The following is a 24174-nucleotide window of genomic DNA, read 5'->3' on the forward strand; positions in this document are numbered from 1 at the left end:
GTCGGCGGGGTTTCGCGTTTGGATGGTGTCGGTGGCGGCTTCTTCGATTTTCAGCGGCAACCGTGGGGCGGGTGGAATGGGCGACGCGGGCAATGGCGGCGCCGGACGGGGCGTCGTTACCGGGAAGTACTTCAATTTCAAGCCGCTGCCGCCGCCGGCGGACATACTGGGCAACCCGCTGGTCGTCCCCAACCTGCCGACGCACAAGCTTCCGAAGGAGACGTTCGGCAGCCGGGTGAAGCGTTTTTTTGCCCGGATGAACCTTGGCAGCCAATCGGCGGAAACCCGGTTGCGCTGGAAGCTGTACGACACGATCCAGGCGACCATGGCGTCGCTTTCTCCATCCGTGACGCTGGTGGCTGAAAAGCGGGTGCCGGTGAAGCAGAAGAAGCTGTCGGTTCCGGTGGTCGTCGTCCGTCATCCCTATCACCTGCGTCATGTGTTCGAGATGCTGCCCAACATCCCCGATGGGCTGGCGGCGGAACGACGGTTCATCGAATTGCTGATAACCCGCGCGCTGAAACGCTATGGGGAGCAGATGTCCCTTATAAAGGGCAGCCCCTTTTCCTTCGAACATGAGGCGCGGGAGTATTTTTTCGCAGGATTCCGGCTGGAAAAGCAGATCAAGAAGGTCAATAGCCCGGACGAACGCTTCGCAGCGCTCCAGGCTATCCACACAAACTATTTCCACGGTCGTAATTATTATTATTTTGCTCTACTGAGACGGGAGAAGCTGGCGCCTGACAACAAGCTGTTCATGCTGTTCGCCCGCGCTGTCTATTTCATGGCGCGGATCGATTGGAACGGCGAGCTGTTGGAGAAGCCGAACCCGCGCGCCCTGCCAAGCCGAGACGACATGTTGTTTTTCGTCGAGCGTGACAAGTCGGTCGTGACGCGCTATCGCACCGACCAGGATTTCCAGCGTCAGGTCAAGGCCGTGCTGGAAGCCTTTCCTGCCTCGTGACGTTCTGCTTCACCATTTCCCAAGGTTTCCTGCCATGAGTGCCCTGTCCCTGATGAGCGGTCTTGTGACCGCAGGCTCGATGCTCGCGGTACTGGCGCTTGCGGTTCCGGCGGCTCCGGCCCTGGCTGAGACGCCGGTCGCGGACACTGCGGCGGCGAACTGCGATGCGGCGGGGACGCCGTCGGCGCAACTGCTCTGCCGCGACGCCGGATTGGTGGCCGCCGGCGAGGCGATGGACGCGGCGCTGGCGGCGCTGGGTGCCACCACCGACGCCGCCGGCCTGACGGCGATCGAGGCGGGCCAGACCGTCTGGCGGGCACGGCGCGACGATGCCTGCCCGGTGACGGCCGCTGACCTCGCCGATGCCAAGGCGACCAAGTCCCGCACCGACTGCCTGCTGCGCGTCACCCGTCAGCGCACCGCGGCGCTCGAGTCGGAACGTCAGGCACGGTCCCGGCCGGTCGCCGATCTGCCTCTGGCCGTCACCGGAGCGGCTGCACCGCGGTTCGTGGCGCCGCAGACGCCGGTCCCGCCGATCAGCCGCCGGGCGACGCTGTCGGTTCTGACCGGGCGCTGGGCCAAGGCCGATCCGAACGACCGCACCGCCATCGACGATTGCCGCACGTCCTATCTGGAGATCGGTGCGGACCGGACCCTGTCCGCCGTTGACGCGCGGGTGCCCGAGTTCCCGCTGACCGGCCGGTTGCCAACCGAAGGCGACCCGGTGCAGCAGGTGCCGGTACAGCCCCTCCAGCCAGCCGAAGGGGCGACGGACGCTGTCCCCGCGCCGCTGGCAACCCTGCGGCTGCTGCCCGCCGACTCGGCGCGCTTCGACCGGCTGATCCTGCGCATGGCGGCGCCCGCCACCTTCGCGGCGGAATTTGTCCGCTGCCGGTAGGGGAAGCGAGCGGCGGCATTCGAAGCGCTTCTCCCACCGCTCGCGCCTTACGCGGTGGGTACGGTGCCGCCGTCGATGACATACTCGGTGCCGGTTATCGTCCCGGCACGATCGGAGGCCAGGAAGGCGATCAGGTTGGCAACGTCCTCCGGCTTGGAGGGCCTGCCGATGGGAATGCCGCCGAGCGACTCCATGATGATCCGCTTGCCGCCCTCATAGTCGGTGCCGGCGTCCTCTGCGAGCCGCTCCGCCAGCCGCACCGATGCCTCGGTTTCGATCCAACCGGGTGAAACGCGCACCACGCGCACGCCCTTGGGCGAGACCTCTTTCGAGAGGCTTTTGCTGTAGGTCGAAAGCGCGGCCTTCGCGGCGGCATAGGCTGTCGTCGACTCCGGCAACGGCAGCGCGCGCTGGATCGAGGTCACATGGATGACCACGCCATGGCCTTGCTCCACCATCGCCGGTACGAGGTCGCGGTCGAGCCGGATGGCTGGCATCAGATTGAGATCCAGTTCGCTTCGCCATTCCGTGTCGCTGAGCGCCGCAAAGCCGCCTGCCGGAGCGGACGAGCCGCCCAGCATGTGAACGATGACGTCGACCCCGCCCAGGCGCTCGCGCACTGCGGCGGCGAGCGTCGCGCACCCCTCCGCCGTCGTCAGGTCGGCGCAGACGAACATCCCCTCGTCCAGGCTGTCGGGACGGGATCGGGCAGCGGTCAGCACACGGGCACCGAGCGCGCGAAACAGCGCAATGGTTGCCGCACCCGCGCCGCGCGTGCCCGACGTGACGAGCGCTCGCTTGCCGTCGAGGCTGATGAAGGGGCTCATGGACTGTTCTTTCTGATCGGGATTGCTCTGTCCCGCAAAGGTAGGCCTGGACCCATGTTCCGATAATCGGGATAAAGCGTGATGATGAATTTCGATAGGCGGGACAATGCGGCGGGCCGATCTGAATGATCTGGATGCGGTCATCGCCATCGCGCGACGGGGCTCGTTTCGCGCGGCGGCGCTCGATCTGGGGATGTCGACGACCGCGCTCAGCAACGCGGTCGGAAAGCTCGAATCGGCTCTCGGCGTCCGTCTGTTCCACCGCACGACGCGGAGCGTCTCGTTGACCGATGCCGGTCGGGTGTTCATCGAGCAGGTCGGACCGGCACTGCAGGATGTTCACGGCGCCCTGGAAGCCGTGCGGTCGCAGCAGACGATCCCGTCAGGCACGTTGCGCATCAATGCCTTCGCCGCGGCGGGGCGGGAGATCCTGTCGCCGCTGGTGCTGGAGTTCATCCGCCGCCATCCGCAGGTGCATGTCGACCTCGTCACCGAAGGGCGGCTGGTTGATATCGTCGCCGAGGGCTTCGATCTTGGTGTGCGGGTGGCCGATCTCGTTCCCAGCGACATGATCGCCGTTTCCCTGGGGCGCCAGCAGCGATATGCCGTCGTCGGGTCGCCGGCCTATTTCGCGACGCATGATCGGCCGCGCGTGCCGCCTGACCTGCTCAACCACCCGTGCCTGCGAGTCCGCCTGCCGAACGGCGCCCTTTTCCGGTGGCAGTTCGAGAAGGACGGGCAATCGGCACAGATCGACGTCGATGGACCGATGACCCTTGACGAGGCCAGTCTGGCGCGCATTGCCGTCCTCGAAGGTGTCGGCATCGGCTTCTTCATGGAATCGGACGTGCGGGCCGACATCGAAGCGGGCCGTCTCGTTCGCGTGCTCGATGACTGGACGCCGCCGCGTTCCGGGCTCTGCCTCTATTATTCCGGACGGCGCAACCCGTCAGCCGCCTTCAGGGCCTTCATCGGCTTGGCCCGCGAACTCGGTGCAAAGAGCGGTTCCCCGGATTGATGACGGCTGGGAGCGTGATGCCTATGTTCGTGATACCAGGAAGCGCACGGTCATCGACAGCCGTTCTCCCGCAGGCAGGGCGATGACGCCGGCATCCGCCTCCTGCGGACGGTTCAGCGCGTCGGTCATGTGGGTGACCGGTTCCAGGCACAGATAGGATTCGCCGGGAGGTGCATAGACGATCAGGTGGCCGACCGGCCCGTCGGCGATCATGGTCAGGCGCAGCCGCTCTTGCGGTCGGTCCAGCGTCGCCGTGCCCGACCATCCGGTGAAGCCGTTGTCCAGCGCGGCATGGTCCATGACGATGCCGTGGCGGAAATCCCAGGCGGCGGGCAGGGGACGGCGCCGCGACGGCAGGATGGTGTCGTCATTGTCCCAGACGCCGCGAACATCGGCGGTGACGATGCTGCCGGGCGACTTGGCGAAATAGGGGTGCAGCCCCAGTCCGGCCGGCATGTCGCTGCCGGACTCGTTGACCAGGTCGAGGGTGACGGTCAGCCCCTCGCCGTCGAGCGCCAGGGTCTGGGTCGCGCGGTAGCTCCAGGGCCAGGCGTCGGCGCGGTGGCTGAAGCCCATGCGGAGCGCGTCCTCTGCCGCAGCCTCGACGGTCCAGGGGGTCGACCAGCCATGGCCGTGGATGCGATGCGGCGATCCGGGGTCGGTGGCGAGGACGACCTCCCGGCCCTGGAAGACGAAGCGCCCGCCGCCGATGCGGTTGGAAAAGGGAACCAGCGGGAAGCAGGCCATGTCCGGAGCGAAGTCGCCGGCCAGTGCCCTATCAGAGGCGGGACGGAACAGATCGACCGGACCGGCCGCGGTCGACAGGCTCCAGCCCGCCAGCGAACCGCCGATGTGCGGAGTCGCGGTGAGCGTCATGGCGCCGTGCCGCAACGCGATGATGGTGCCGGGCCGGATCATGCGCTTCTCCCATCGTCAGCCTTGCGATTCTTATCGCACATGCGAAGACCGAAGGGAACGGCCGCCGCCGTTGGCGCAACGCTGACACAGTTTGTGTGTGTTTGATGAAAAATGTGGGTATCGTACACCCCTCCTTTACCCTCCATCGGCGACGATGGGGCGCAAGCCGGGGTATGTTCAGCTGCGGATGTCAATGCGGCCGACGCCCCGTTGTTGCGGTTCTCCTTGCGTCCTCGGGCCTCGGGGGAATCGGCCGGGCATCTGCAGGAAAGGTCGCGAGTGTCCAGTTCACCGCTCAGCCGCGCGATGCCGTCAAATCAGGCCGCAATGGGCTCGCTCGACGAGGCGGAACAGTGCGGCGTCCTGGCGGATTACCATGCGCTGCCGGCGCGGATGGTGATCGGCGTCGTGCTGCGGCCGTATCTGGACCCGCTGTGCCTGACTCCCACCGAACTGATCCATCTCGCCAAACCGCTGAAATCCTGCCTGGACCAGGGAATGGTGGTGGAAGCCGCCATCACGAAGGTCGCCGCCGTGCAGGCCCGTGCACCCGGGCAGGAGCAGATGAGGCGCCGGCAGGCCATCCGCGGCGCGGTGGATGAAAGCTGGGCCAGGGCGCGTGCCGCCCAGGTCGCCTTCGCCGCGATGCCGCGCGGCCGCCGGCCGGTGGACTGGCTGCTGTCGCAGGGAACCGCGACGCCGACCGGCGACGCCGACTACGACCTGCGGGTGGCGGTCGCCCTGGAACTGGTGGAGATCAAGAACTGGGGCGGCAAGCTGGACCGGCTGCTGGAACTGCACCAGTGGGACCGGGACGAACGGCTGGCCGCGGCGGTCGATGGGGTGATCGGCGATATCCTGGCCTCCGTCGCCGCAGGAGCGGATCTGTTCGGCGCCAACCTGCTGCCCGGAACCCTGCTGTCCACCCTGTGCGACATGCTGTTCGGCCGTATCGGCATGGAGGCCATGGGGCCGAATCGCATCGGCGTGCTGAACGCGCTGTTCCGGCAGGGCAAGCTGCCGATGGCGAAAGCCGCCGTGCTGGACCGCATCCGCCGGCAGTTGAAGGCGCCCCAGCCGCTGGGCCGCGGTGCCTTCGACCAGGAGGCGGAGCTGCTGAAGACGCTGATAGGTCATCTGCTGACCCGCGACGGGCTGATCGGCGGGGCGGCGATGGCCGATGCACTGACGGTGCGCTATTCGCGCCGTCTGGAGCAGGGCGGGGCCAGCGCCTATCGCCGCTCCATCGTCGGGCTCAGCGAAGGTCAACCGGACCTGCTTTGCCGTATCCACTATCTCACCCGCATCGCGGCCGCACCCGCCGGGGAGCGCCATGCGGACGAAGTCCTCGCGTCGCTGGACGCCGCGGTCGGCAATGAGCTGCTGATCGAGAATATGCTGGTGCAGACGCCGGACACGGCGCTGCTGGAACGTGACTTCGGCCGCGCGCTGGCTGCCATCCGGTCCGCTCCGCTTTCGGCCGATGCCTGCGAGCGGATCGCCGCCCGTGCCGAACGCGCCGTCGACGAATATGTGAAGACCGGCCAGCTTGCCGCCCGGTTGAAGCAGGTGGAGCCGGTTTTGCGCCGCCGCACCATCCGGCTGGCGGAAGTCGCCTGCTCCGGACTGATCCGCGAGGACGGTGCCCTGCCTCTGATGCGCCAGCACATTCTGGAGATCGTCCGCCAGCCGCAGTTCCAGGCGGAGATCGCCCAGCCGGACAGCGACGTCGCCCAGGCGGAGGTGCGCCGGCTGCTCCACCTGCTCGACCGTCTGCGTCAGATGGCCACCGCGCCTTCCCCGCCACCGGTGGCGATGCCGGTTCCCGGCCCCGTGGCGCATCAGGCCGGACCGCGCAGTGCGGACACCATTTGCACCCCCGCTGCCGCCAGGCCGGTCGCCGCGCCTGCCGCCGCGCCTCCGGCAGCACGGGCATCCGCGGATACGATTCTGGTCGGTGTGCCGCCGCCTGCCGCCGCCCCATCTGCCTCGGATGGGCTGTGTCCGAGCTGCTACATGGCCCACGCAACGGGCGGTCCCTGCACCGCCTGCGGCTTTCCCATGAAATCGGACAACCGGCCGGGGGTGCATCTGATGCCCGGCACGCTTCTGCATGGCCGCTACCGCGCCGGGCGGGTGCTGGGGCAGGGCGGGTTCGGTGCCACCTATCTGGGGTGGGACGACCGGCTGCGGGTGAAGGTGGCGATCAAGGAATATTACCCGGCCAACCTGATCGCGCGGATTCCCAACGCCGCCGCCGTCTCCCCCTTCTCCGACGAGCATGCGGAGATGTTCACCGCAGGACTCACCAAATTCCTGGAGGAGGCGCGCACCTTGGCCCGCCTGCGCGACGTGCGAGAGATCGTCGGCGTCCAGGACTTCTTCGAGGAGAACGGTACGGCCTATCTGGTGATGGAACTGCTGGAAGGCCGGACCATGAAGAGGTATCTGGCCGATTGCGGCGGCCGGATCGACGTCAAGCGGACGCTGTCGGTGGTGACGCCCATCGCCAAGGCGCTGCAGGCCATCCACGAGCAGGGTCTGATCCACCGCGACGTCAGCCCGGACAACATCTTCCTGACCAATGGCGGGGAACGGAAGCTGCTGGATTTCGGAGCGGCGAGGCAGACGGCGAAGCCCGGCAACGGGCTTACCGTGATCCTGAAGCCGGGATATGCCCCGCCGGAACAATATTCGAACGAAGGGCGCCAGGGCCCCTGGTCGGACGTCTATGCCTTGTGCGCCACGATCTATCTGGCGCTGAGCGGCCGCACCCCGCCGGATGCCACGGCCCGCTTCATGAACGACAAGGTGCCGAGGCCGTCGGAACTTGGGGTGGCGCTGCCGTCGGGGTTCGAGAAGGTGCTGATGTCCGGGTTGGCGATGCGCTGGCAGGACCGGCCGCAGTCGATGAAGGACCTGTTGCGCGCGATGACCACCGCGTTGGCCGGCGGCTGATCGGGGCGTCAGCCGGGCATGGAAAGGGGGACCGGCGCACCGGTCCCCCTTCTTTTTCCCGTGCTGCTGCGATGCCGTTACTTGGCGTCGGCAGCGACCTGCATCTTGATGATCTTGTCCGGGTCGGTGACCTGACCGTTGCGGGACTGGCTGCCCTTCTTGATCATGTCCACGAACTCCATCCCCTCGACCACCCGGCCCCAGACGGTGTACTGGCGATCCAGGAAGTTGGACGGCGCGAAGCAGATGAAGAACTGGCTGTCGGCGCTGTCCGGATCCTGAGCGCGGGCCATCGACAGGGTGCCGCGGATGTGCGGCGCGCTGGAGAACTCGGCCTTCAGCTTCTTGCCGGAGCCGCCCATGCCGGTGCCGGTCGGGTCGCCGGTCTGGGCCATGAAGCCATCGATGACGCGGTGGAAGACGACGCCGTCGTAGAAGCCCTGGCGGGTCAGTTCCTTGATGCGGGCGACGTGGTTCGGCGCCAGGTCGGGCCGCAGTTCGATCACCACGCGACCGTCCTTGAGGTCGAGGTAAATGGTGTTTTCCGGATCCAAGGCCTTCGCCTCCCCTTGCGAAACTGTAAAGAACGAGACAGTGAAGATTGTGGCGAACAGGGCCGCCAGCAACGCGCGGGTCCACCGCTTCATGCGAAACACTCCGATGAGCCGAAATCCGCGCCCCGGACCATAGGGGAAAAGCGGCGGAATGCAAAGCCGCGCTGGCGGGGGGCGGCGATCCGCCAAAAGTCACGGATGACGGACGCTTGTCCGGGTGTTCATCGTGCCAAGGACATGGCAAGCCATTCGGATCGCAGGAGCGGAGAGGGGACGGCGGGTGAGGCTGGGACGGGCGATAGCGGGAACGGCGGCGGTCGCGGTGACGCTGGGCGTCACCGCCCTTGGCGGTGCCATTCTGGCCGGTCCCGCCCTGATCGGCGGCGCGGCGACGGACCTGCTGCACGACGCCGGCTTCAGTGGGGCCGGGCTTGCCGTCACCGGATTGCGGATTGCCGACGGCTGGGACGGGCTGCGGCTGGACTTCACCGCCGGCAGCGGACCGCTCGAGACCGCCGCCCCGACGTTGGACCTCCCGATGACCGGTCGGGTCACTCTGTCCGGTGCTCTGCGGGTGGGGATGGACGGCGGCACGCTGACCGTCAGTCCCGACGGCTGCCTGCCGGTCGTCGCCGACAAGTTGTCCATCAGCGGTCAGGCGCTGGAGCTGCCGCAGGGGGCAACGGTTTGTGCCATGCCGGATGGACCGCTGCTGCGCTGGTCGCCGTCGGCGATGACCGTCGCTGCGGAGGTGAAGGCGCCACGGCTCGACGCACCGGCCAGCAGCCTGCGTGCCGACCGGCTGGTGCTGCGGTTGGGGCAGGACGGAAACCGGCGGCAGGCGGACGCCACCATCGCCAAGCTGACCAACACCGCCAAGCCGGCGCCGGTCGTGCCGCTCACCGTGACCCTTCGTGCCGTCCAGGAGGGGGAACAGCCCTGGTCCATCGACGGCACCGCGAAGGATGCGCAGGGCCTGCTATCCGTCACGCTGACCGGCAGTTACGACCAGACGGCCGGCGCCGGCCGGGTGGAGGCGGTGGCGAAGCCGGTCGCACTGGCTCCGGACGGGCCGGGACTGGCCGCCCTTTCGCCGCTGGCGGCGAGCTTTCTTCAGAAGGCGTCCGGCACACTGTCGGGCAAGGCGACAATCGCCTGGGATGCCAAGGGCATGACCACAGCCGGGCAGGCGGCGGTGAAGGGGCTGGCCGGCGTCGCCGGGCCGGTGACCGTCGCCGGTGTGACCGGAACGATGGCCCTGGCGAGCCTGTCTCCGCCGGTGATTCCGGCTGGACAGAGGCTGTCCATCGGCCTGCTCGATGTCGGGGTTCCGCTGACGGATGGCACGCTGCAGTTCGGCTATGGGCGCGATGGGCGGCTGGATGTGGGCCGGGCGGAATGGCGCTGGGCCGGCGGCACGCTGCGCGCCGATCCGTTCAAGCTGGCGCCCGCCGCGCCCAAGGGAACCGTCACCCTGCATGCACATGGAATCGACGCGGCCAAGCTGCTGGAGCTGATCGCCGTCGACGGGCTGGAGGCGAGCGGCAGGCTGGCCGGCACCCTGCCGGTGGTCTTCGGCGACGATACGGTGACGCTGAACGGCGGCGTTCTGGAGTCCGCCGCGCCCGGCACCCTGCGCTACGATCCCGCCAACCCGCCCGCGGCGCTGAAGGGGGAGGAGGGAAGTCCCACCGCCATGCTGATGGGGGCGCTCACCGACTTCCGATACGACAGCCTGCGGATCACCATCGACGGGCAGGCAGGCGGCGAGCTCAGCGCCGGCCTGTTCCTGCGCGGCGCCAACCCGTCATTCTACGATGGCTATCCGGTTGCGCTTAACCTTAAGCTGTCCGGGGCGCTCGACCGGATTCTGCGCCAGAACCTCGATGTCTACCGGATCCCGGACACGCTGCGGGACCGCATGAGCGGCTCCGACCAGAAGGACCCCTGATCGCCACCATGGTAACCAAACTTGCACCCACCCATCTTATGGCCGCGCGCCTGACGGCTGCTCTGCTGTTGCCCGTCGCGGCGGCGGCCTGCGCCCCCACGGTCAAGATCGAAGCGCCCGACAAGCCCATCGAGATCAACCTGAACGTCCGCATCGAGCAGGAGGTGCGGGTCAAGCTGGAACGCGATGTCGACGACGCCATCCGCAACGACCCCGCCCTGTTCGGCCTGCCCGCGGAGTCCGTGCCCTCTCCTGCCAAGGGGAAGAAGTGATGACCAGCCTTCCCATCACCCGCCGCCGTTTCAACCGTCTGGCCCTGTCCGCCATGGCCGCGGGGCTGCTGGCCTCGGCGGTTCCGTCGCTCGCCTTCGCGCAGGATGCGCTCGCCGCCGCCAAGGCCGCCGGGCAGATCGGCGAACGTCCGGATGGGTTGGTCGGCGCCGTTCCCGGCGCTCCCGCCTCGGCCCAGGCACTGGCCGAGCAGGTGAATGCCCAGCGTCTCGCCCGCTACCGGGAGATCGCCAAGGGCAACGGCACCGCGCTCGACAAGGTCCAGGCGGTCGCCGGCCAGCAGCTGATCGAACGCACCCCAGCCGGCCAGTTCGTGATGACCGCAGCCGGCCAGTGGCAGCGGAAGTGACCGACGCATCCGCCGTCGCCGACCTGCGCCGCCGTCTGGCCGGCAAGCCCGGCGACGGCGTGCTGCTGGCAGCATTGTTCGCGGCGCTCGACGCACAGGCGCTGGCCGGCACGCCCGAGGAGGCGGTCGCACGGTCCAATTACGGCGAGGCGCTGCGGCGGCAGGGCCGGTTGGCGGAGGCGGAGGCCCATCACCGCAAGGCGCTGGCGTGGCTGCCGGATTTCGGCGGCAACCATTTCAACTGGGGCGTGACCCTGCAGGCGCTGGGCCGCCCGGCGGAGGCGGCGTCGGCGTATGGCGAGGCGGCGCGACTGATGCCCCGCTTCGCCCCGGCACCCTGCAACCAGGGTGTCCTGCTGCGTGAGCTCGGCCGGCTGGGCGAGGCGGAGGCGGTGCTGCGCCGGGCCCTGGAACTCGACCCGATGCTGGTGCCGGCGCGGCTTGCCCTGGCGGCGCTGCACCGCGACCGTGGCGACCTGGACCATGCCGTCGCCGGCTTCCGCGCCTGCCTGTGCCTGCGGCCCGATCTGGCGGAGGGGCAGGCGAACCTCGCCTTGTCCCTGAAGGAGCGGGGGCGGCGTGGCGGAGCGAAGGACAATTCAGCCAGCGTGGCGGGATTCGAGCGTGCCTTGTGCATCGGTTTGCCCGATCCCGGCGGGGTGCTGGCACAGCTGATCCAGCAGCGCCGTCATCTCTGCCGCTGGGACGGGTTGGAGGCGCTGTCGGCACGTCTGGCGGCGCTGGTGCGGGAGGGGCGGAGCCAGCAGGTCCATCCCTGGATCTTCCTCGGCGCAGGGGCGGGGCCGGAGCTGGAGCGGGTCTGTGCCGAACGTTATGCCGCGTGGAAGACCCGAGGCATTGGTCCAGCCTTTCCGAAACGCACCAGCCGCGGCGCAAGGCTGCGCATCGGCTATCTCTCCGCCGACTTCCATGAGCACGCGACGGCGGTGCTGATCGCCGAACTGATCGAGCGGCACGACCGCGGGAGGTTCGAGATCGTCGGCTGCTCCCACGGTCCCGACGATGGCGGACCGCTGCGCCAGCGGCTTGCCGCGGGATTCGACCGCTTCCTCGAGCTGTCCGCCCTGACCGACGAGGCGGCGGCGCAGGCGATCCATGCGGCGGGGATCGACATCCTGGTCGACCTGAAGGGTCATACCCAGGGTGCCCGGCCCGGCATCGCCGTCCGCCGGCCGGCACCGGTGCAGGCGCAATGGCTGGGCTATCCGGGAACGACGGGCAGTGCGGCCTTCGATTATGTGATTGCCGATAAGGTGGTGGCGCCGGCCGACCATCAGCCCTTCTACAGCGAGCGCATCGTCCATCTGCCTGACAGCTATCAGCCAAACGACCGCCAGCGCGCCATCGGACCGGTGCCCAGCCGTGCCGACTGCGGCCTTCCCGCCGACGGCGTGGTGTTTTGTGCCTTCAACGCGCCCTACAAGATCGGGCCGGAGCTGTTCGGCCGCTGGTGCCGCATTCTGCACCGGGTGCCGGGATCGATCCTGTGGCTGCTGGAAGGGCCGGGGGAGGCGGCGGTCAACCTGCGCCGTGCCGCGGCGGAGCGGGGAATCGCGGCGGAGCGGCTGGTCTTCGCCCCGCGGCTGCCCGGCCCCGCCCATCTGGCCCGCCACCGGCTGGCCGATCTGTTCCTCGATTCGAGCCCGGTCGGCGCCCACACCACCGCCGCCGATGCGCTGTGGGCCGGATTGCCGGTGCTGACGGTGCCGGGCCGCTCCTTCGCCGGGCGGGTCGCCGCCAGCCTGCTGCGGGCCGTCGGTCTGCCGGAGTTGGCGGTTCCGGATTGGGAGGCCTATGAAGCGACGGCGCGGCGGCTGGCCGAAACCCCTGCCGAACTGACCGCGTTGAAACGGCGGTTGGAAGAGGCGCGCGCGACCGCCCCGCTGTTCGATACCGACCGTTTTGCCCGGTCCATCGAGGCTGCCTACCTCGCCATGTGGGATATCCACGCGGCGGGCGGGCCGCCGCGTGGGTTGGAGGTTCCGTCTCAGGGATAGGCGCAGCGGTCCGCCGTCACCTCCACGAAGGAGCGCTGGGAGGCGGCGAAGGTGAAGCGGTATTCGCTGTTGTCGACCACCAGCGACTGGTGCAGCGGCAGAACGCCGGCGACCGTTGCGGTCTTGCCGCCGATGCCGGTGATGCGGATCGTCACCGGCTGGCCCGGATCGAACCAGCTCTCGGCATTGCCTTGCGCGTTGTGGGCGGATTGGCCTTCGCCGGTGACGGTCACGGTGCCGTTGCCGAAGGTCACGCCGCGGGAGCCGCCCTTCAGCAGCGGGGTGCTCAGCGTGAAGCGTTTGGTGTCGGCCGGTTGGCAGTTGCGCTGAACCTGGGCCTGGGAGATGACGAAGGAGAGGCGGTTGGCGTCCAGTCCGCTCTTCAGCCGTTCGGACACCAGCTGCGTCAGCTTGGCGAGGTCGCCGGTCGGCACCTCCCGCTGCAGGCGGCCATCCAGCTCGGCGGCTCGCGCCTCCGCAGTGCGGGCGGCATGCTGCATCTGTGTGGCCAGAAGCTCCAGCTCCGCCTTCTGGCGCGACAGGGTGGCGATCTCCTCCCGCAGGGTGACGTCGCGGCCTTTCAGCTGCTCGATGCCCATCTGGTAGGAGAAGAGCCCGATGCCGAGAATCAGCGCGGCCAGCAGCAGGAACTTGATCAGGCCGGCCCGCATGCGCTTGCGATACCGTCGTTCGTAGTCGTAACGTCCCAGGGTCATGATGTCGGTCGCGGCGGGCTGTCTCGTCGGGCGATATGGCTAACGGCAACGGCCAAGGGATGCAACCCCCTGGCCGTCCATTCTGCCGTGATGCCTGGACGCTCCCGGCTTGTGTATGGGCGCGCGGATTCTACTGATTGGCCGAACCGCCCCCCAGGAAGCCGGCGTTGATGCCGGGGCTCTTGAACTCGCCGACATTCTTGAAGACCAGACGGAAGAAGATGGTGTTGCCGTCCTGCTCGCCTGTGGTGCTGACCGTGTAGTCGCGGCGGGCGATCGTCTGGAAGACAAGGCATTCGTCGGCATAGGACAGAACCGCCAGGCTGGAGCGCGGACCGGGCTGCGGTTCCATCGCCTGGCTGTGGCTGATGCCGATGCTCCAATAATCGCTGAACTGCGACGACACGCCGAACGACGCCTGCTCCACCCGGTCACGGGTGACCGCAGTGCGCGACGTGGTCTGGTCGACATAGGTGTAGGAGGTGGACAGCCGCAGCAGGGGCACGCCGGCCGAGGCGTTCAGCGAATGGCGGCGGGGCCGGAGCGTCTCATGGTCGATGCGGAAGCCGTAATTCACATCCAGCCAGTCGGCAGGCTGCAGGTCCAGGCGGCCGACATAGTCGGACACACTGTCCTCCAGGCCGGACCCGCCGGTGAAGCCGGCGCTGCTTTCCGTCAGGCGGCGGCTCTGGCCCAGGAACAGGCTGGCGGAGCCCTGGGTGTTGCCGTAGATCGCCGTGCGCAGGCCGTAGGTGATGCGCATGCCGTCGTCCAGCCGGTCGATGCCGGTAAAGCGGTTCGGCTGCAGCAGGTTCACGTCGTCGAATTCGATGTCCAGGCTGTCCTCGTTCGGGAACACCCGGCCGTTCGGCAGCTTGGGCGCGAAGGTCATCTGGCCGATCGGCTCGATCAGCTGGGACGAGTTTTCGCCATAGCGGACGAAGGGATAGCGGACGGTCGCCTGCCCCTGCGGGAAGAAGCGGAAGCGGCCGATATTGTCGTCCCCGCGCGCGGTCGGATTGGCGGAGTTGAACTGCTGCGCCGTATAGCCGGCGACCAGCACGCTGCCCGACAGGGTGGTGACGAAGCCGGCGTTGGAGACGATGTTGCGCTCCCACCCCGGCTGAACGACGACGCGCTGGGTGTCGGGCCCGGCATTCTTGAAACGCGAGACGCCCAGCAGGCTGGTGTCCAGCGACCAGCGGCCACCGAACAGGCTTCCCGGCTCGCCCAGCGCATTGTACTGCGCATAGGGCAGGGCGACCGGTTCGGGAATGGAGTTCCCGTAACGCATGTCCTGGAAGCTGTAGCCGGTGATCGCCGCATAGTTCCGGCCGCGGAAGCCCTCCACATAGGCCTTGCTGGTCAGATAGTCGTCGCGGAAATCGTAATAGCGGCGCAGGAAGGTCGGATCGCTTGCGCGCTTGATGTCGAATCCGGCGCGCCAGGTTTCGTCGATGTCGAACAGGCCGCGCGCGGCGATGTAGCCGCGGTTGCGCGTCTCCTTCGGCGCCGTGCTGCTGTTGCCGCCGTCGCCGCGGGTGATGGCGCCCTCCAGCTCCAGCCGGCCGTTCTCGAAACGCTTGCGGTATTGGCCGCCCAGCAGGGGCCCCTGCTGGGAGTAGTAATGCAGGTCGAAGGTGGCGTCCTGGTCCGGCCCGATGTCCCAGTAATAGTGGGTCTTGAGGATGGTGCCCAGATTCGAGTTGTTGCCGAAGGACGGCGTCAGGAAGCCGCTCTTGCGGTCGACCGACGGATCGGGGTGCGACAGGTAGGGCGTATAGGCGACCGGGATCCCGAAGATCTCCATCGTCGCATCGCGGTAGCGGACCTCGTGCTCCTCATTGTCGTGCACGATGCGCACGGCGCGGATCTGCCACAGCGGCGGACGGGTGGGGTCCTCCTTGCAGAGGTCGCAGGGGCTGTAGACGCCGCGGTTGACGCGTGTCAGCCGGCCCTCGCGCCGCTCGCCCTCGGTGCCGGCCATCCGGCCGTTGTCGGTCATCAGGACGCGGATGTTCTCGATGAACACGTCCTTCAGGTCGTCGGTCAGCTCGGCATAATCGGCGAAGACGATGTCGCCCGACGGCTCCACCAACCTGATCTTGCCGGTGGCGGTGACGACCTTGGTCTTCTGGTTGTAGGTGATCTTGTCGGCGCGGACGCTGCGCTTGCCTTGCGCCAGCTCGACGTTGCCGCTGGCGGTCACGAGGCTGTTCACCTCGTCGAATGTGACCTGGTCGGCGGTGAGCAGCACCGGGTCCTGCTTCTGCCCCGTCCCGTTCGCGGTTCCGCCGGCCGGCTTGGTTCCGGGGACCGGATTGGCCGGCGACTGGGCCTGCGCCATGTCGGTGAAGGCCAGATCCACGGCGGCGACCCCACACGCCACCATCAGCCCGACGATGCCGGAGCGCAGGATGGGATTGGCGGCGGTCGGAGCTTTGGCGCGGGCGCGCCGGGAGACGTGCTTGAGCATGTCGGAACGATTGGGGGAAGCGAAAGCCCAAGTCAACGGTTTCAAGACCCTACCGCGGGCAATGTCTCCGTGTCGCCGTCCGCCCTGTGGCAGCAACGCCGCAGCCCCCGCCGCCGGAGCGGCGGCAGGAGCCGCGGGACTTCACCCAACCTGTCTCAAACGACCCGGAAGTTCTTGAACTGCCACGGATCGTCCTCGTCGATGTCCTCAGGGAACAGAGTGTTGCGGTCCTGCAGCGGCGTCCAGTCGCCATAGGCGCCGACCACCTCGCCCAGATAGGGGGAGGCGATGGCGAGCACTCGGCTGAAGTCGACCTCGTCCGGTTCCACCACGCCCCGAGTCGGGTTCTCCAGCGTCCAGACGATGCCGCCCAGAACGGTGGAGGTCACCTGCATCGAGGTGGCGTTGTTGTAGGGAGCCAGCGACCGCGCCGTGTCGATGTCGAGCCGCGAACCGTACCAGTAGGCGCCCTTGGAGTGGCCCATCAGCAGCACGCCCAGCTCGTCCATGCCGCCGGTGATTTCGTGCATCATCAGCCGCTGTTCGGCCTGCATGTTGTAGTTCTTTCCGACCAGCTCGTGCAGCGACATCACCGCGTCGTCGCAGGGATGGTAGGCATAATGGCAGGTCGGCCGGTAGACGACCTTGCCGCCCTCGCGCACCGTGAAATAGTCGGAGATCGAGATCGCCTCGCTGTGGGTGATGAGGAAGCCGTGGAACGGTCCCTCCAGCGGGGTCCAGGTGCGCACACGGGTGGCTGCACCCGGCCGCATCAGGTAGATGGCGGAATCGCAGCCGAACTCGTGGCGCCGTCCATCGGGCGGCAGGCCCTTCTCATGCGTGCCCCAGCCGAGCTCGGCCGGTTGGCAGCCCTCGCCGACGAAGCCGTCGATCGACCAGGTGTTGACGAATTCGCCGATCTGCTTGGGCTGGTTCGACACCTGGGTGTCGCGTTCGGCGACATGGATGGTCTTGATGCCCAGTTTCTGCGCCAGCCGGCCCCAGCCGTCGCGGTCGGTGGGGACCTCGGTCTCGACACCGGTGTCGGCGGCGATGTTCAGCAGAGCCTGCTTGACGAAATGCGACACCAGACCCGGATTCGCCCCGTGGGTGATCAGTGCGGTCGGGCCGCCTTCGAAGCGGCTGCGCAGCGCCAGAGCCGTTTCGCGCAGCGCGTAGTTGGAGCGCAGCGACGGTGACAGGCTGGAATCGGTGTAGCCGCCCGCCCACGGTTCGGTGCAGGTGTCGGTGTAGAATGCGCCGACCCGCTGGCAGAACTCGATCAGCGCGACCGACGAGACGTCGACCGACAGGTTGACCAGGAAATCGCCCTTGTCGATCAGCGGCTTCAGGATCTGGAAGAAGTTGTCGTTGTCGAGGGGGTTGTTGTGGAAGGCGACGCCGTAATGCTCCGCCTCCTCGCGCCCGCGCTCCTCGGCGGTGACGATGGTGATTCGGTCGGCGGTAAGTCCGTCGATGTGACGCAGAAGCAGAGGCAAGACACCCTGGCCAATCGAACCGAATCCAACGATGACCATGCGGCCTGTGAACGTGCAGAGCTTCGTGTCCAGGGCCATGATTTTTTGTCTCCCCGAGGTAGTTTAGGCCAACGACATGGTCAGGCGCTTCCGCCCACTTCGGAGAAGTGGGAGCGGAACGCGCCTGACCGGTGAATGTTACGGGTGTCTTTACGCTTTATCCACAGAAACCGGCGGCGCGATCAGGCTGCGCAGGAGCGCAGTTGATAGCCGGGCGTGGCAAGCAGCGGCGCGTCGGACACTTCGACGACGCGCGCCTGGTCGAAACCGTTGAAGGCGGTGCGCAGGCAGGAGCCGTAGGCGCCGAGCTGACCCAGCTCGATCCAGTCGCCGGCCTTGACGTCGGCCGGCAGGTGGAAGGGGCCGTTCATCCGGTCGGCGCTGTCGCAGGTGGGACCATAGAAGCTGAAGGCGGCATCCTCGGCGTCGGTCATCGCCTCGAACGGTCGGATCAGCCGCGCCGGGAAGCGGAAACCCGGCACGCCGGCATCCGACAGGGCGCCATAGACGCCGTCGTTGATGAACAGCACGTCGCCGCGCCGCTTCACCACCTGGACCACCAGCGAGACGCCGGGTGCGACCAGGGCACGGCCAGGCTCGCACCACAGGCGGCACTGCGCCGGCAGGTCGATGGATGCGATGCCGCGGGCGATGGCGGCCATGAAGTCGCCAAGCGGCGGCGGGGTCACGCCCGGATAGGACACGGGAAACCCTCCGCCGATGTCGAGCACATCGATGGACACGCCGCTCTCGGCGATGACGTAGCCGGCGAGCGCGATGGCGCGCTCGTAGGCCGAGGGGTCGAGCATCTGAGAGCCGACATGGAAGGACATCCCGACCTTCGGCGCCACGGCGCGGGCGGCGCGCAGCAGCTCCACCGCATCGGTCATGGCCGCGCCGAACTTGCCGGACAGGTCGTAGACGGCATTGCCCTTCGGCAGGGCCAGACGCACGACGAGGCCGAGGTCGGCGGCGTTGTCCGTCTCCTCCAGGATCTTGTCCAACTCCTCGCGGCTGTCGAGAACGAAGTCGCGGACGCCATACTGGCGATAGGCGTTGCGGATCGCCTGACGGCCCTTGACCGGGTGCATGTAATGCAGGACGGCGTCGGGGAACATCTGGCGGAGCAGCCGGATTTCACCGGGGGAGGCGACGTCGAAATGGCGCACGCCACCGGCCCACAGGGCACGCAGCACCGCGGGTTCCGGATTGCACTTCACGGCATAGAGAACGTCGCCGCTGCGGGCGACGGCGTCCGTCGCCTCGGCGAAGGCGGCCAGGAAACTGCCGGCGGTGTCCGCCAGCACGCCGGGACGGATGCAGTGCATCGGCTCTTCCGGGCGGTGCAGGGCGACGGCCTGCATGACGGTGGACCGGCGGCCGCTGGACAGTGAAACGGCGCTGCTGTCGTTGAGGCCGACGCGGCGCAGCGGGGTGACGGCGGAACGGGAACGCAGGAAACCCATGGCGCACTCCTATCCCCGGACGGCGGCGTGCAAACCGGTCCGGTGAGCAGACGGCGACTCGCTGCCGCGCCACGAACCGCACAGCACAAGGCTGTTGCGGGGGTGGTGCAGCGGAATCGGCGATTGATCGGATATGGGAAGGGGGGAGACGGAAAAAGCCGGTGCGAGCAGCGGCCCCGGGCTGTGAAGCTCCAGGCAACAGCGCGTCGTTTACCGGCTAAAGGGCTACCGTCTCACAGCCCCACCGTGGGCAGCGTACATACTGACCTCCCTCTCGGGACCGGCCCACTGGAATGGCCGGTTCTGCCAAAAAGGACGCGGTACGTCGTAGCATAACCACAGAGGGCCATAGGCACGTGCGGGTGCGTCGTGCCGTCTGATTTACGCTTTTCCCGCCGTGATTCAAGTGAATTTTTTAGGGCAGGAACAAGGCGCAGTCAGGCCGCGTCCACAGCCGCGGGCTCGAACAGGGGAAAGCGTGCGGCGATGGTGTCGCCGGTGGGGCTGGCGATCCACCCCTCCGGCCGCGTGAAGAAGCGGATGGTGGTGAAGCGGGGCCGAGGTCCCATGTCGAACCAGTGCGGGGTCCCGGCGGGAACGCTCAGCAGGTCGCCTGCTTCGCAAACCACGCGGAAGACGCGGCGGTCGAGATGGATGTAGAAGGCGCCCGACCCTTCGACGAAGAAGCGAGCCTCATCCTCGTCATGGGTGTGTTCGTCCAGGAATTTGGCGCGCAGGGCGGTGACGCCTTCGGTTGCCGGCGTCACCCGCATCACGTCGACGGAGCGGAAGCAGCGCGCCTCCTTCAGCGCCTCGACCGGCGCGGCGTAAGCCGCCAGAACCGCATCCCCGTCGCCGGACGCAGGCAGGGGAGTGCTGGCGGTCCAGCGTTCGAACAGGATGCCGACATGGGCCAGATGCCCGGCCATCAGCGCGGGATCGGCGGTGCTCAGTTCCGGCCGCCGCGCGTCGCTTTCCAGATACACGGTCAGCTTGCTCAATATCCGAACTCCTGCCGAACCATCCCACACAGCCTGAAGTGATGCCGGTTCCGGCGCAATAAGCCGAATCGCAAGCGCGACCCTTCGCCGCGCGATCAGCGGCTGCGCTGGAGCCCTATGGTCACGGCGACCGCGATCAGCAGAAGCAGTCCGACAAAAGCCGCCACCCCCGTCCATCCGTGATCGTGCCAGAACAGGCCGCCCAGCGTCCCGGCCAGCGTGGACCCCAGATAGTAGCAGAAGAGGTAGATGGACGACGCCTGTCCCCGCGCCACCATGGCCCGGCGGCCGATCCAGGCGGACACGATCGAATGGGCGCCGAAGAAGGCGAAGGTGAACAGGGCGATTCCGGGGGCGATGGCGAACAGGCTGTCAACCTCCAGCAGGAGCAGACCGCCGACCATCAGCGCCACCGCCGCCGCCAGGCTGCGGTTCGACCCGAAGCGTCCCGACCAGCCGCCGAACAGCGGCGAGCTGACGACGCCGAAGCTGTAGACCAGGAACACCGCGCCGACGACCGCCGGCCGCAGCTCGAACGGCGGCTCGCTCAGGCGGAAGCCGATATAGTTGAAGACGGTGACGAAGCCTCCCATCAGCAGGAAGCCCAGCGAGAACAGCCCGAGCAGCGCCGGATCGGTCAGCAGCCCGCGCCAGGCCCGCACCAGCGCCTTCAGCCCGGCGGCGCGGCGGACGAAATGGCGCGACGGCGGCAGGGCGAACCAGACGGTGACCGCTGCGGCCACCGCCAGCGCACCCACCACCCCGACCGCCAGCCTCCAGGTGCCGAGATCGGTGACGATGGCGGTCAGCACGCGGCCGGACATGCCGCCGATGGCGGTGCCGCCGATATAGAGCCCCATGGCGACGCCGGCCGATTTCGGATCGACCTCTTCGGAGACATAGGCCATGGCGACGGCCGGCAGGCCGCTCAGCGCCAGCCCTTCCAGCGCCCGCACCGCCAGGAAGCCGTGCCAGTCCGGCATCAGCGCGCCGACGATGCCCAGCAGCCCGGCGGCGAGCAGGGCCGCCACCATCACCGGCTTGCGCCCGATCCCGTCGGAGATGGCGCCCGCCACCAGCAGGGCTCCGGCCAGCACGCCGGTGGTCAGCGACAGCGACAGGCTGGATTCGGCCGGCGTGACCCCGAACTCCCGCACGAAGTCGGGCAGAAGCGGCTGGACGCAATAGAGCGTCGCGAAGGTGGAGAAGCCGGCGACGAACAGGATGCGGCTGGCACGGCGATAGGCGGGGGTGCCGGCCTGCAGATAGCCCGTATCGGCACCGGTCTCGATCTCGTCGCGCACGCGCTCGGCTCCATGGTCGCTGTTCGCGCCGGCTGCTGCAGCGCACCAGCGACATTGCCCTGTGGAGTACCTTCCTTCCAACAGCCGCCACGGCGCAGCCGCCATGACGTTCGCGCAGGTCCCTATCGGGAGTGGTGCCGCCGCGGCCTTGCACTGGACCTTGGCCGGGCCGCGCCGTATAACCAATGCCCCACACAATTCGTTGATTGTTCGAGCCATGCACGACCTTCGCGCCATCCGTGAGAATCCCGAAGCCTTCGACCGCGGTCTCGGCCGCCGCGGACTGGCGCCGATGTCGTCCTCTCTGCTCGACCTCGACGGCCGCCGCCGTGCCGCGCAGACCCAGATGCAGGAGATGCAGGCCCGCCGGAACGAGGCGGCCAAGGAAGTCGGCCTCGCCAAGCGCGAGGGCCGCGACGCCCAGCCGATCCTGGACGAGATGGCGGCTCTGAAGGACCGCCTGCCCCAGGTCGAGGAGGAGGAACGCGCGCTCGGCGCCGAGCTGGACGCCATCCTGGCGGGCCTGCCCAACATCCCGGCCGACGACGTGCCGGAGGGGCCGGACGAGACCGCCAACGTCGAGGTCCGCCGCTGGGGCACCCCGGCCGACATCGCCAACCCCAAGCAGCATTACGAGCTGGGCGAGGCGCTGGGCCTGATGGATTTCGAGGCGGCGGCCCGCATGTCCGGCGCCCGCTTCACCGTGCTGAAGGGCGGGCTCGCCCGTCTGGAGCGCGCTCTCGCCGACTTCATGCTGGACATCCACACCGGCGAGCACGGCTTCACCGAGATCGCGCCGCCGCTGATGGTGCGCGACAACGCCCTGTTCGGCACCGGCCAGCTGCCGAAGTTCGAGGAGGACCTGTTCAAGACCACCTCCAGCGACCATTACCTGATCCCGACCAGCGAGGTGCCGCTGACCAATCTGGTCAATGACCAGATCGTGGCGGCGGAGGAACTGCCGCTGCGCTACACCGCGCTGACCCCCTGCTTCCGTGCGGAAGCCGGCTCGGCCGGGCGCGACACCCGCGGCATGATCCGCCAGCACCAGTTCTGGAAGGTGGAGATGGTCGCCATCACCACGCCGGAGCAGTCGGAGGACGAGCACCAGCGCATGACCCGCTGCGCCGAGACCATCCTGGAGCGGCTGGGCCTGCCCTACCGCACCATCGTGCTGTGCACCGGCGACATGGGCTTCTCCTCGCGCAAGACCTATGACGTCGAGGTCTGGCTGCCGGGCCAGAACGCCTACCGCGAGATCTCCAGCGTGTCCAATTGCGGCGATTTCCAGGCGCGGCGGATGAAGGCCCGTTGCCGGGTCAAGGGCGAGAAGCAAACTCAATTCGTCCACACCCTCAACGGATCGGGTGTGGCGGTCGGGCGCTGCCTGATCGCGGTGCTGGAGAACTACCAGCAGCCCGACGGTTCGATCCTGGTTCCCGAAGCGCTCCGTCCCTACATGCGCGGAGTGGAGAGGATTTCGATCTGATGTTCACCCTGCCGCTCGACCTGTCCCGGACGCGCATCCTCGTCACCAACGACGACGGCATCCATGCGCAGGGATTGAAGGTTCTGGAAGCCATCGCGCGCGAACTGTCAGACGACGTCTGGGTGGTGGCGCCGGAGATGGAGCAGTCGGCGGCCAGCCATTCGCTGACCATCAACCGGCCGCTCCGCCTGCGCAAGCTGGACGAGCGCCGCTACACCGTCGACGGGACGCCGACCGACTGCGTCCTGCTGGCGGTCAACCAGGTGATGAAGGACGCCCGTCCGACGCTGGTGCTGTCCGGCGTCAACCAGGGCTCCAACATCGGCGAGGACGTGACCTATTCCGGCACCATCGCCGCGGCGATGGAAGCGACGCTGCTGAACGTGCCGGCCATCGCCATGAGCCAGCACTATGAGCCGGGCCAGCCAATCGACTGGTCCGCCGCCGCCGCCCACGGGGCGGAGGTGGTGCGCAAGGCGGTGACGGTGGCCTGGCCGAAGAACGTGCTGCTGAACGTCAACTTCCCGGCCCGCCCGGCGGCGGAGGTGACGGGCATCCAGGTGGTTCGCCACGGCAAGCGCAAGATCGGCGACGAGCTGTTCGAGCGGGTCGACCCGCGCGGCAAGCCCTACATCTGGATCGGCACGCTGCGCGGCGAGGCCGACGTGTCCGACGACACCGACATCCATGTCGTGTTCAACGGCGGCATCTCGGTGACGCCGATCTACCTCGACCTGACCCACACGCCGACGCTGCAGACGTTGAGGCAGGCTTTCGTGTGACCTACAACCCGCGCAAGATCCGCTTGCTGATGGCCCTTCGCGGGGCCGGCGTCACCGACACCAAGGTGTTGGCGGCCATCGAGCGGATCCCGCGCGAGCTGTTCGTTCCGGAGGCCTTCCAGGACCGGGCGTGGGAGGACGTGGCTTTGCCCATCGACCTCGGCCAGACCATCAGCCAGCCGCTGGTGGTCGGGCTGATGACGCAGGCGCTGGACCTGCATCCCCGGCACCTGGTGCTGGAGGTCGGCACCGGTTCCGGTTATCAGGCGGCGGTGCTATCCCGGCTTTGCCGCCGGGTCTTCACCATCGAACGGCTGAAGCCCCTGCTGGGCGAGGCGGAGGCCCGGTTCAAGGCGCTGGGCATCGGCAACATCACCACGCGTCTCGGAGACGGGACGAGGGGCTGGCCGGAACAGGCGCCCTTCGCCCGCATACTGGTCACAGCCGCCGGCGGGCCCGAGCCGCCAAAAGACTTGACGGATCAACTCGCCGTTGGTGGTGTCATGGTCATTCCGCTGGGGACCGATCACCGCGATCAGAGGGTGGTGCGTTTCCGGCGATCCGAAGCTGGCCTTATCCGGGAGGACCTGTGGCCCGTCCGTTTCGTTCCGCTGCTGTCCGACCCGCCACAACCGGTCCGTTCCGCATGAGACCCG

Annotated in this window: 20 protein-coding genes; 11 read left to right on the top strand and 9 right to left on the bottom strand. The window is 68.0% G+C overall.

Features of this window, described 5'->3' with window-relative positions; translation table 11 throughout:
• Positions 1 to 22 precede the first annotated feature (22 nt).
• Both A6A40_RS04880 and A6A40_RS04885 read left to right on the top strand, forming a co-directional pair.
• The gene (locus A6A40_RS04880; protein WP_063634389.1) at positions 23 to 964 is read left to right on the top strand and encodes a hypothetical protein; all 942 of its coding nucleotides are present in this window, start codon (positions 23 to 25) and stop codon (positions 962 to 964) included.
• Between the two features lie 34 nt (positions 965 to 998).
• Entirely contained in the window at positions 999 to 1862 is an 864-nt protein-coding gene (locus A6A40_RS04885; RefSeq protein ID WP_063634390.1) for a lysozyme inhibitor LprI family protein, read from the top strand.
• 47 nt (positions 1863 to 1909) lie between these two features.
• Here the strand turns inward: A6A40_RS04885 and A6A40_RS04890 are convergent, their stop codons facing one another.
• Positions 1910 to 2689 carry an SDR family oxidoreductase gene (locus A6A40_RS04890; RefSeq protein ID WP_063634391.1) on the bottom strand — a complete coding sequence of 260 codons (780 nt, stop codon included), beginning with the start codon at positions 2687 to 2689 and terminating at the stop codon, positions 1910 to 1912.
• Positions 2690 to 2795: 106 nt separating this feature from the next.
• On the opposite strand from A6A40_RS04890, the gene A6A40_RS04895 reads away from it, so the two are divergent.
• Entirely contained in the window at positions 2796 to 3707 is a 912-nt protein-coding gene (locus A6A40_RS04895) for a LysR family transcriptional regulator (RefSeq protein WP_063634392.1), read from the top strand.
• 21 nt (positions 3708 to 3728) lie between these two features.
• On the opposite strand, the gene A6A40_RS04900 is transcribed toward A6A40_RS04895, so the two are convergent.
• On the bottom strand, positions 3729 to 4625 hold the full coding sequence (locus A6A40_RS04900; protein ID WP_063634393.1) for an aldose 1-epimerase: 897 nt from the start codon (positions 4623 to 4625) through the stop codon (positions 3729 to 3731).
• A 279-nt stretch (positions 4626 to 4904) separates the two neighbouring features.
• Here A6A40_RS04900 and A6A40_RS04905 point away from each other — a divergent pair, with 279 nt between their 5' ends.
• The gene (locus A6A40_RS04905) at positions 4905 to 7583 is read left to right on the top strand and encodes a serine/threonine-protein kinase (RefSeq protein ID WP_236783733.1); all 2679 of its coding nucleotides are present in this window, start codon (positions 4905 to 4907) and stop codon (positions 7581 to 7583) included.
• Between the two features lie 77 nt (positions 7584 to 7660).
• On the opposite strand, the gene A6A40_RS04910 is transcribed toward A6A40_RS04905, so the two are convergent.
• Entirely contained in the window at positions 7661 to 8230 is a 570-nt protein-coding gene (locus A6A40_RS04910; RefSeq protein WP_063634395.1) for a peptidylprolyl isomerase, read from the bottom strand.
• Positions 8231 to 8417: 187 nt separating this feature from the next.
• On the opposite strand from A6A40_RS04910, the gene A6A40_RS04915 reads away from it, so the two are divergent.
• Genes A6A40_RS04915 through A6A40_RS04930 form a run of 4 tightly spaced genes read left to right on the top strand, consistent with a single transcriptional unit; the run spans position 8418 to position 12746 of the window.
• On the top strand, positions 8418 to 10088 hold the full coding sequence (locus tag A6A40_RS04915; protein ID WP_063634396.1) for an intermembrane phospholipid transport YdbH family protein: 1671 nt from the start codon (positions 8418 to 8420) through the stop codon (positions 10086 to 10088).
• 8 nt (positions 10089 to 10096) lie between these two features.
• The gene (locus A6A40_RS04920) at positions 10097 to 10360 is read left to right on the top strand and encodes a YnbE family lipoprotein (protein ID WP_236783734.1); all 264 of its coding nucleotides are present in this window, start codon (positions 10097 to 10099) and stop codon (positions 10358 to 10360) included.
• Entirely contained in the window at positions 10360 to 10728 is a 369-nt protein-coding gene (locus tag A6A40_RS04925; RefSeq protein WP_063634398.1) for a YdbL family probable chaperone protein, read from the top strand. The genes A6A40_RS04920 and A6A40_RS04925 overlap by 1 nt, the downstream gene beginning before the upstream one ends.
• On the top strand, positions 10725 to 12746 hold the full coding sequence (locus A6A40_RS04930) for an O-linked N-acetylglucosamine transferase, SPINDLY family protein (protein WP_063634399.1): 2022 nt from the start codon (positions 10725 to 10727) through the stop codon (positions 12744 to 12746). The genes A6A40_RS04925 and A6A40_RS04930 overlap by 4 nt, the downstream gene beginning before the upstream one ends.
• Here the strand turns inward: A6A40_RS04930 and A6A40_RS04935 are convergent.
• The 6 genes from A6A40_RS04935 to A6A40_RS04960 all read right to left on the bottom strand — a co-directional run bounded on the left by A6A40_RS04935 (position 12737) and on the right by A6A40_RS04960 (position 21247).
• Complete coding sequence (locus A6A40_RS04935) at positions 12737 to 13462, bottom strand: hypothetical protein (protein WP_063634400.1); 726 nt, start codon at positions 13460 to 13462, stop codon at positions 12737 to 12739. The genes A6A40_RS04930 and A6A40_RS04935 overlap by 10 nt on opposite strands.
• Before the next feature lie 130 nt (positions 13463 to 13592).
• Positions 13593 to 15938, bottom strand: a complete 2346-nt coding sequence (locus tag A6A40_RS04940; protein WP_063634401.1) for an LPS-assembly protein LptD — start codon at positions 15936 to 15938, stop codon at positions 13593 to 13595.
• 155 nt (positions 15939 to 16093) lie between these two features.
• Entirely contained in the window at positions 16094 to 17515 is a 1422-nt protein-coding gene (locus tag A6A40_RS04945; RefSeq protein ID WP_082860726.1) for a homospermidine synthase, read from the bottom strand.
• A 143-nt stretch (positions 17516 to 17658) separates the two neighbouring features.
• Entirely contained in the window at positions 17659 to 18942 is a 1284-nt protein-coding gene (locus A6A40_RS04950) for a type III PLP-dependent enzyme (protein WP_063634402.1), read from the bottom strand.
• A gap of 437 nt (positions 18943 to 19379) precedes the next feature.
• Positions 19380 to 19943 (bottom strand): 1,2-dihydroxy-3-keto-5-methylthiopentene dioxygenase, encoded by a 564-nt coding sequence (locus A6A40_RS04955; protein WP_063634403.1) that lies wholly within the window; start codon positions 19941 to 19943, stop codon positions 19380 to 19382.
• A 95-nt stretch (positions 19944 to 20038) separates the two neighbouring features.
• A complete protein-coding gene (locus tag A6A40_RS04960; RefSeq protein ID WP_063634404.1) occupies positions 20039 to 21247 on the bottom strand; it encodes an MFS transporter in 1209 nt (402 codons plus the stop codon).
• Positions 21248 to 21464: 217 nt separating this feature from the next.
• Here A6A40_RS04960 and serS point away from each other — a divergent pair, with 217 nt between their 5' ends.
• Genes serS through A6A40_RS04975 form a run of 3 tightly spaced genes read left to right on the top strand, consistent with a single transcriptional unit; the run spans position 21465 to position 24168 of the window.
• Positions 21465 to 22736 carry a serine--tRNA ligase gene (serS, locus tag A6A40_RS04965; RefSeq protein ID WP_063634405.1) on the top strand — a complete coding sequence of 424 codons (1272 nt, stop codon included), beginning with the start codon at positions 21465 to 21467 and terminating at the stop codon, positions 22734 to 22736.
• Complete coding sequence (surE, locus tag A6A40_RS04970; RefSeq protein ID WP_063634406.1) at positions 22736 to 23518, top strand: 5'/3'-nucleotidase SurE; 783 nt, start codon at positions 22736 to 22738, stop codon at positions 23516 to 23518. The genes serS and surE overlap by 1 nt, the downstream gene beginning before the upstream one ends.
• Entirely contained in the window at positions 23515 to 24168 is a 654-nt protein-coding gene (locus A6A40_RS04975) for a protein-L-isoaspartate(D-aspartate) O-methyltransferase (protein WP_063634407.1), read from the top strand. Before surE ends, A6A40_RS04975 begins: the two co-directional genes overlap by 4 nt.
• Positions 24169 to 24174 lie beyond the last annotated feature (6 nt).

The sequence above is a fragment of the Azospirillum humicireducens genome (genome assembly GCF_001639105.2).
Taxonomy (GTDB): Bacteria; Pseudomonadota; Alphaproteobacteria; order Azospirillales; family Azospirillaceae; genus Azospirillum; species Azospirillum humicireducens.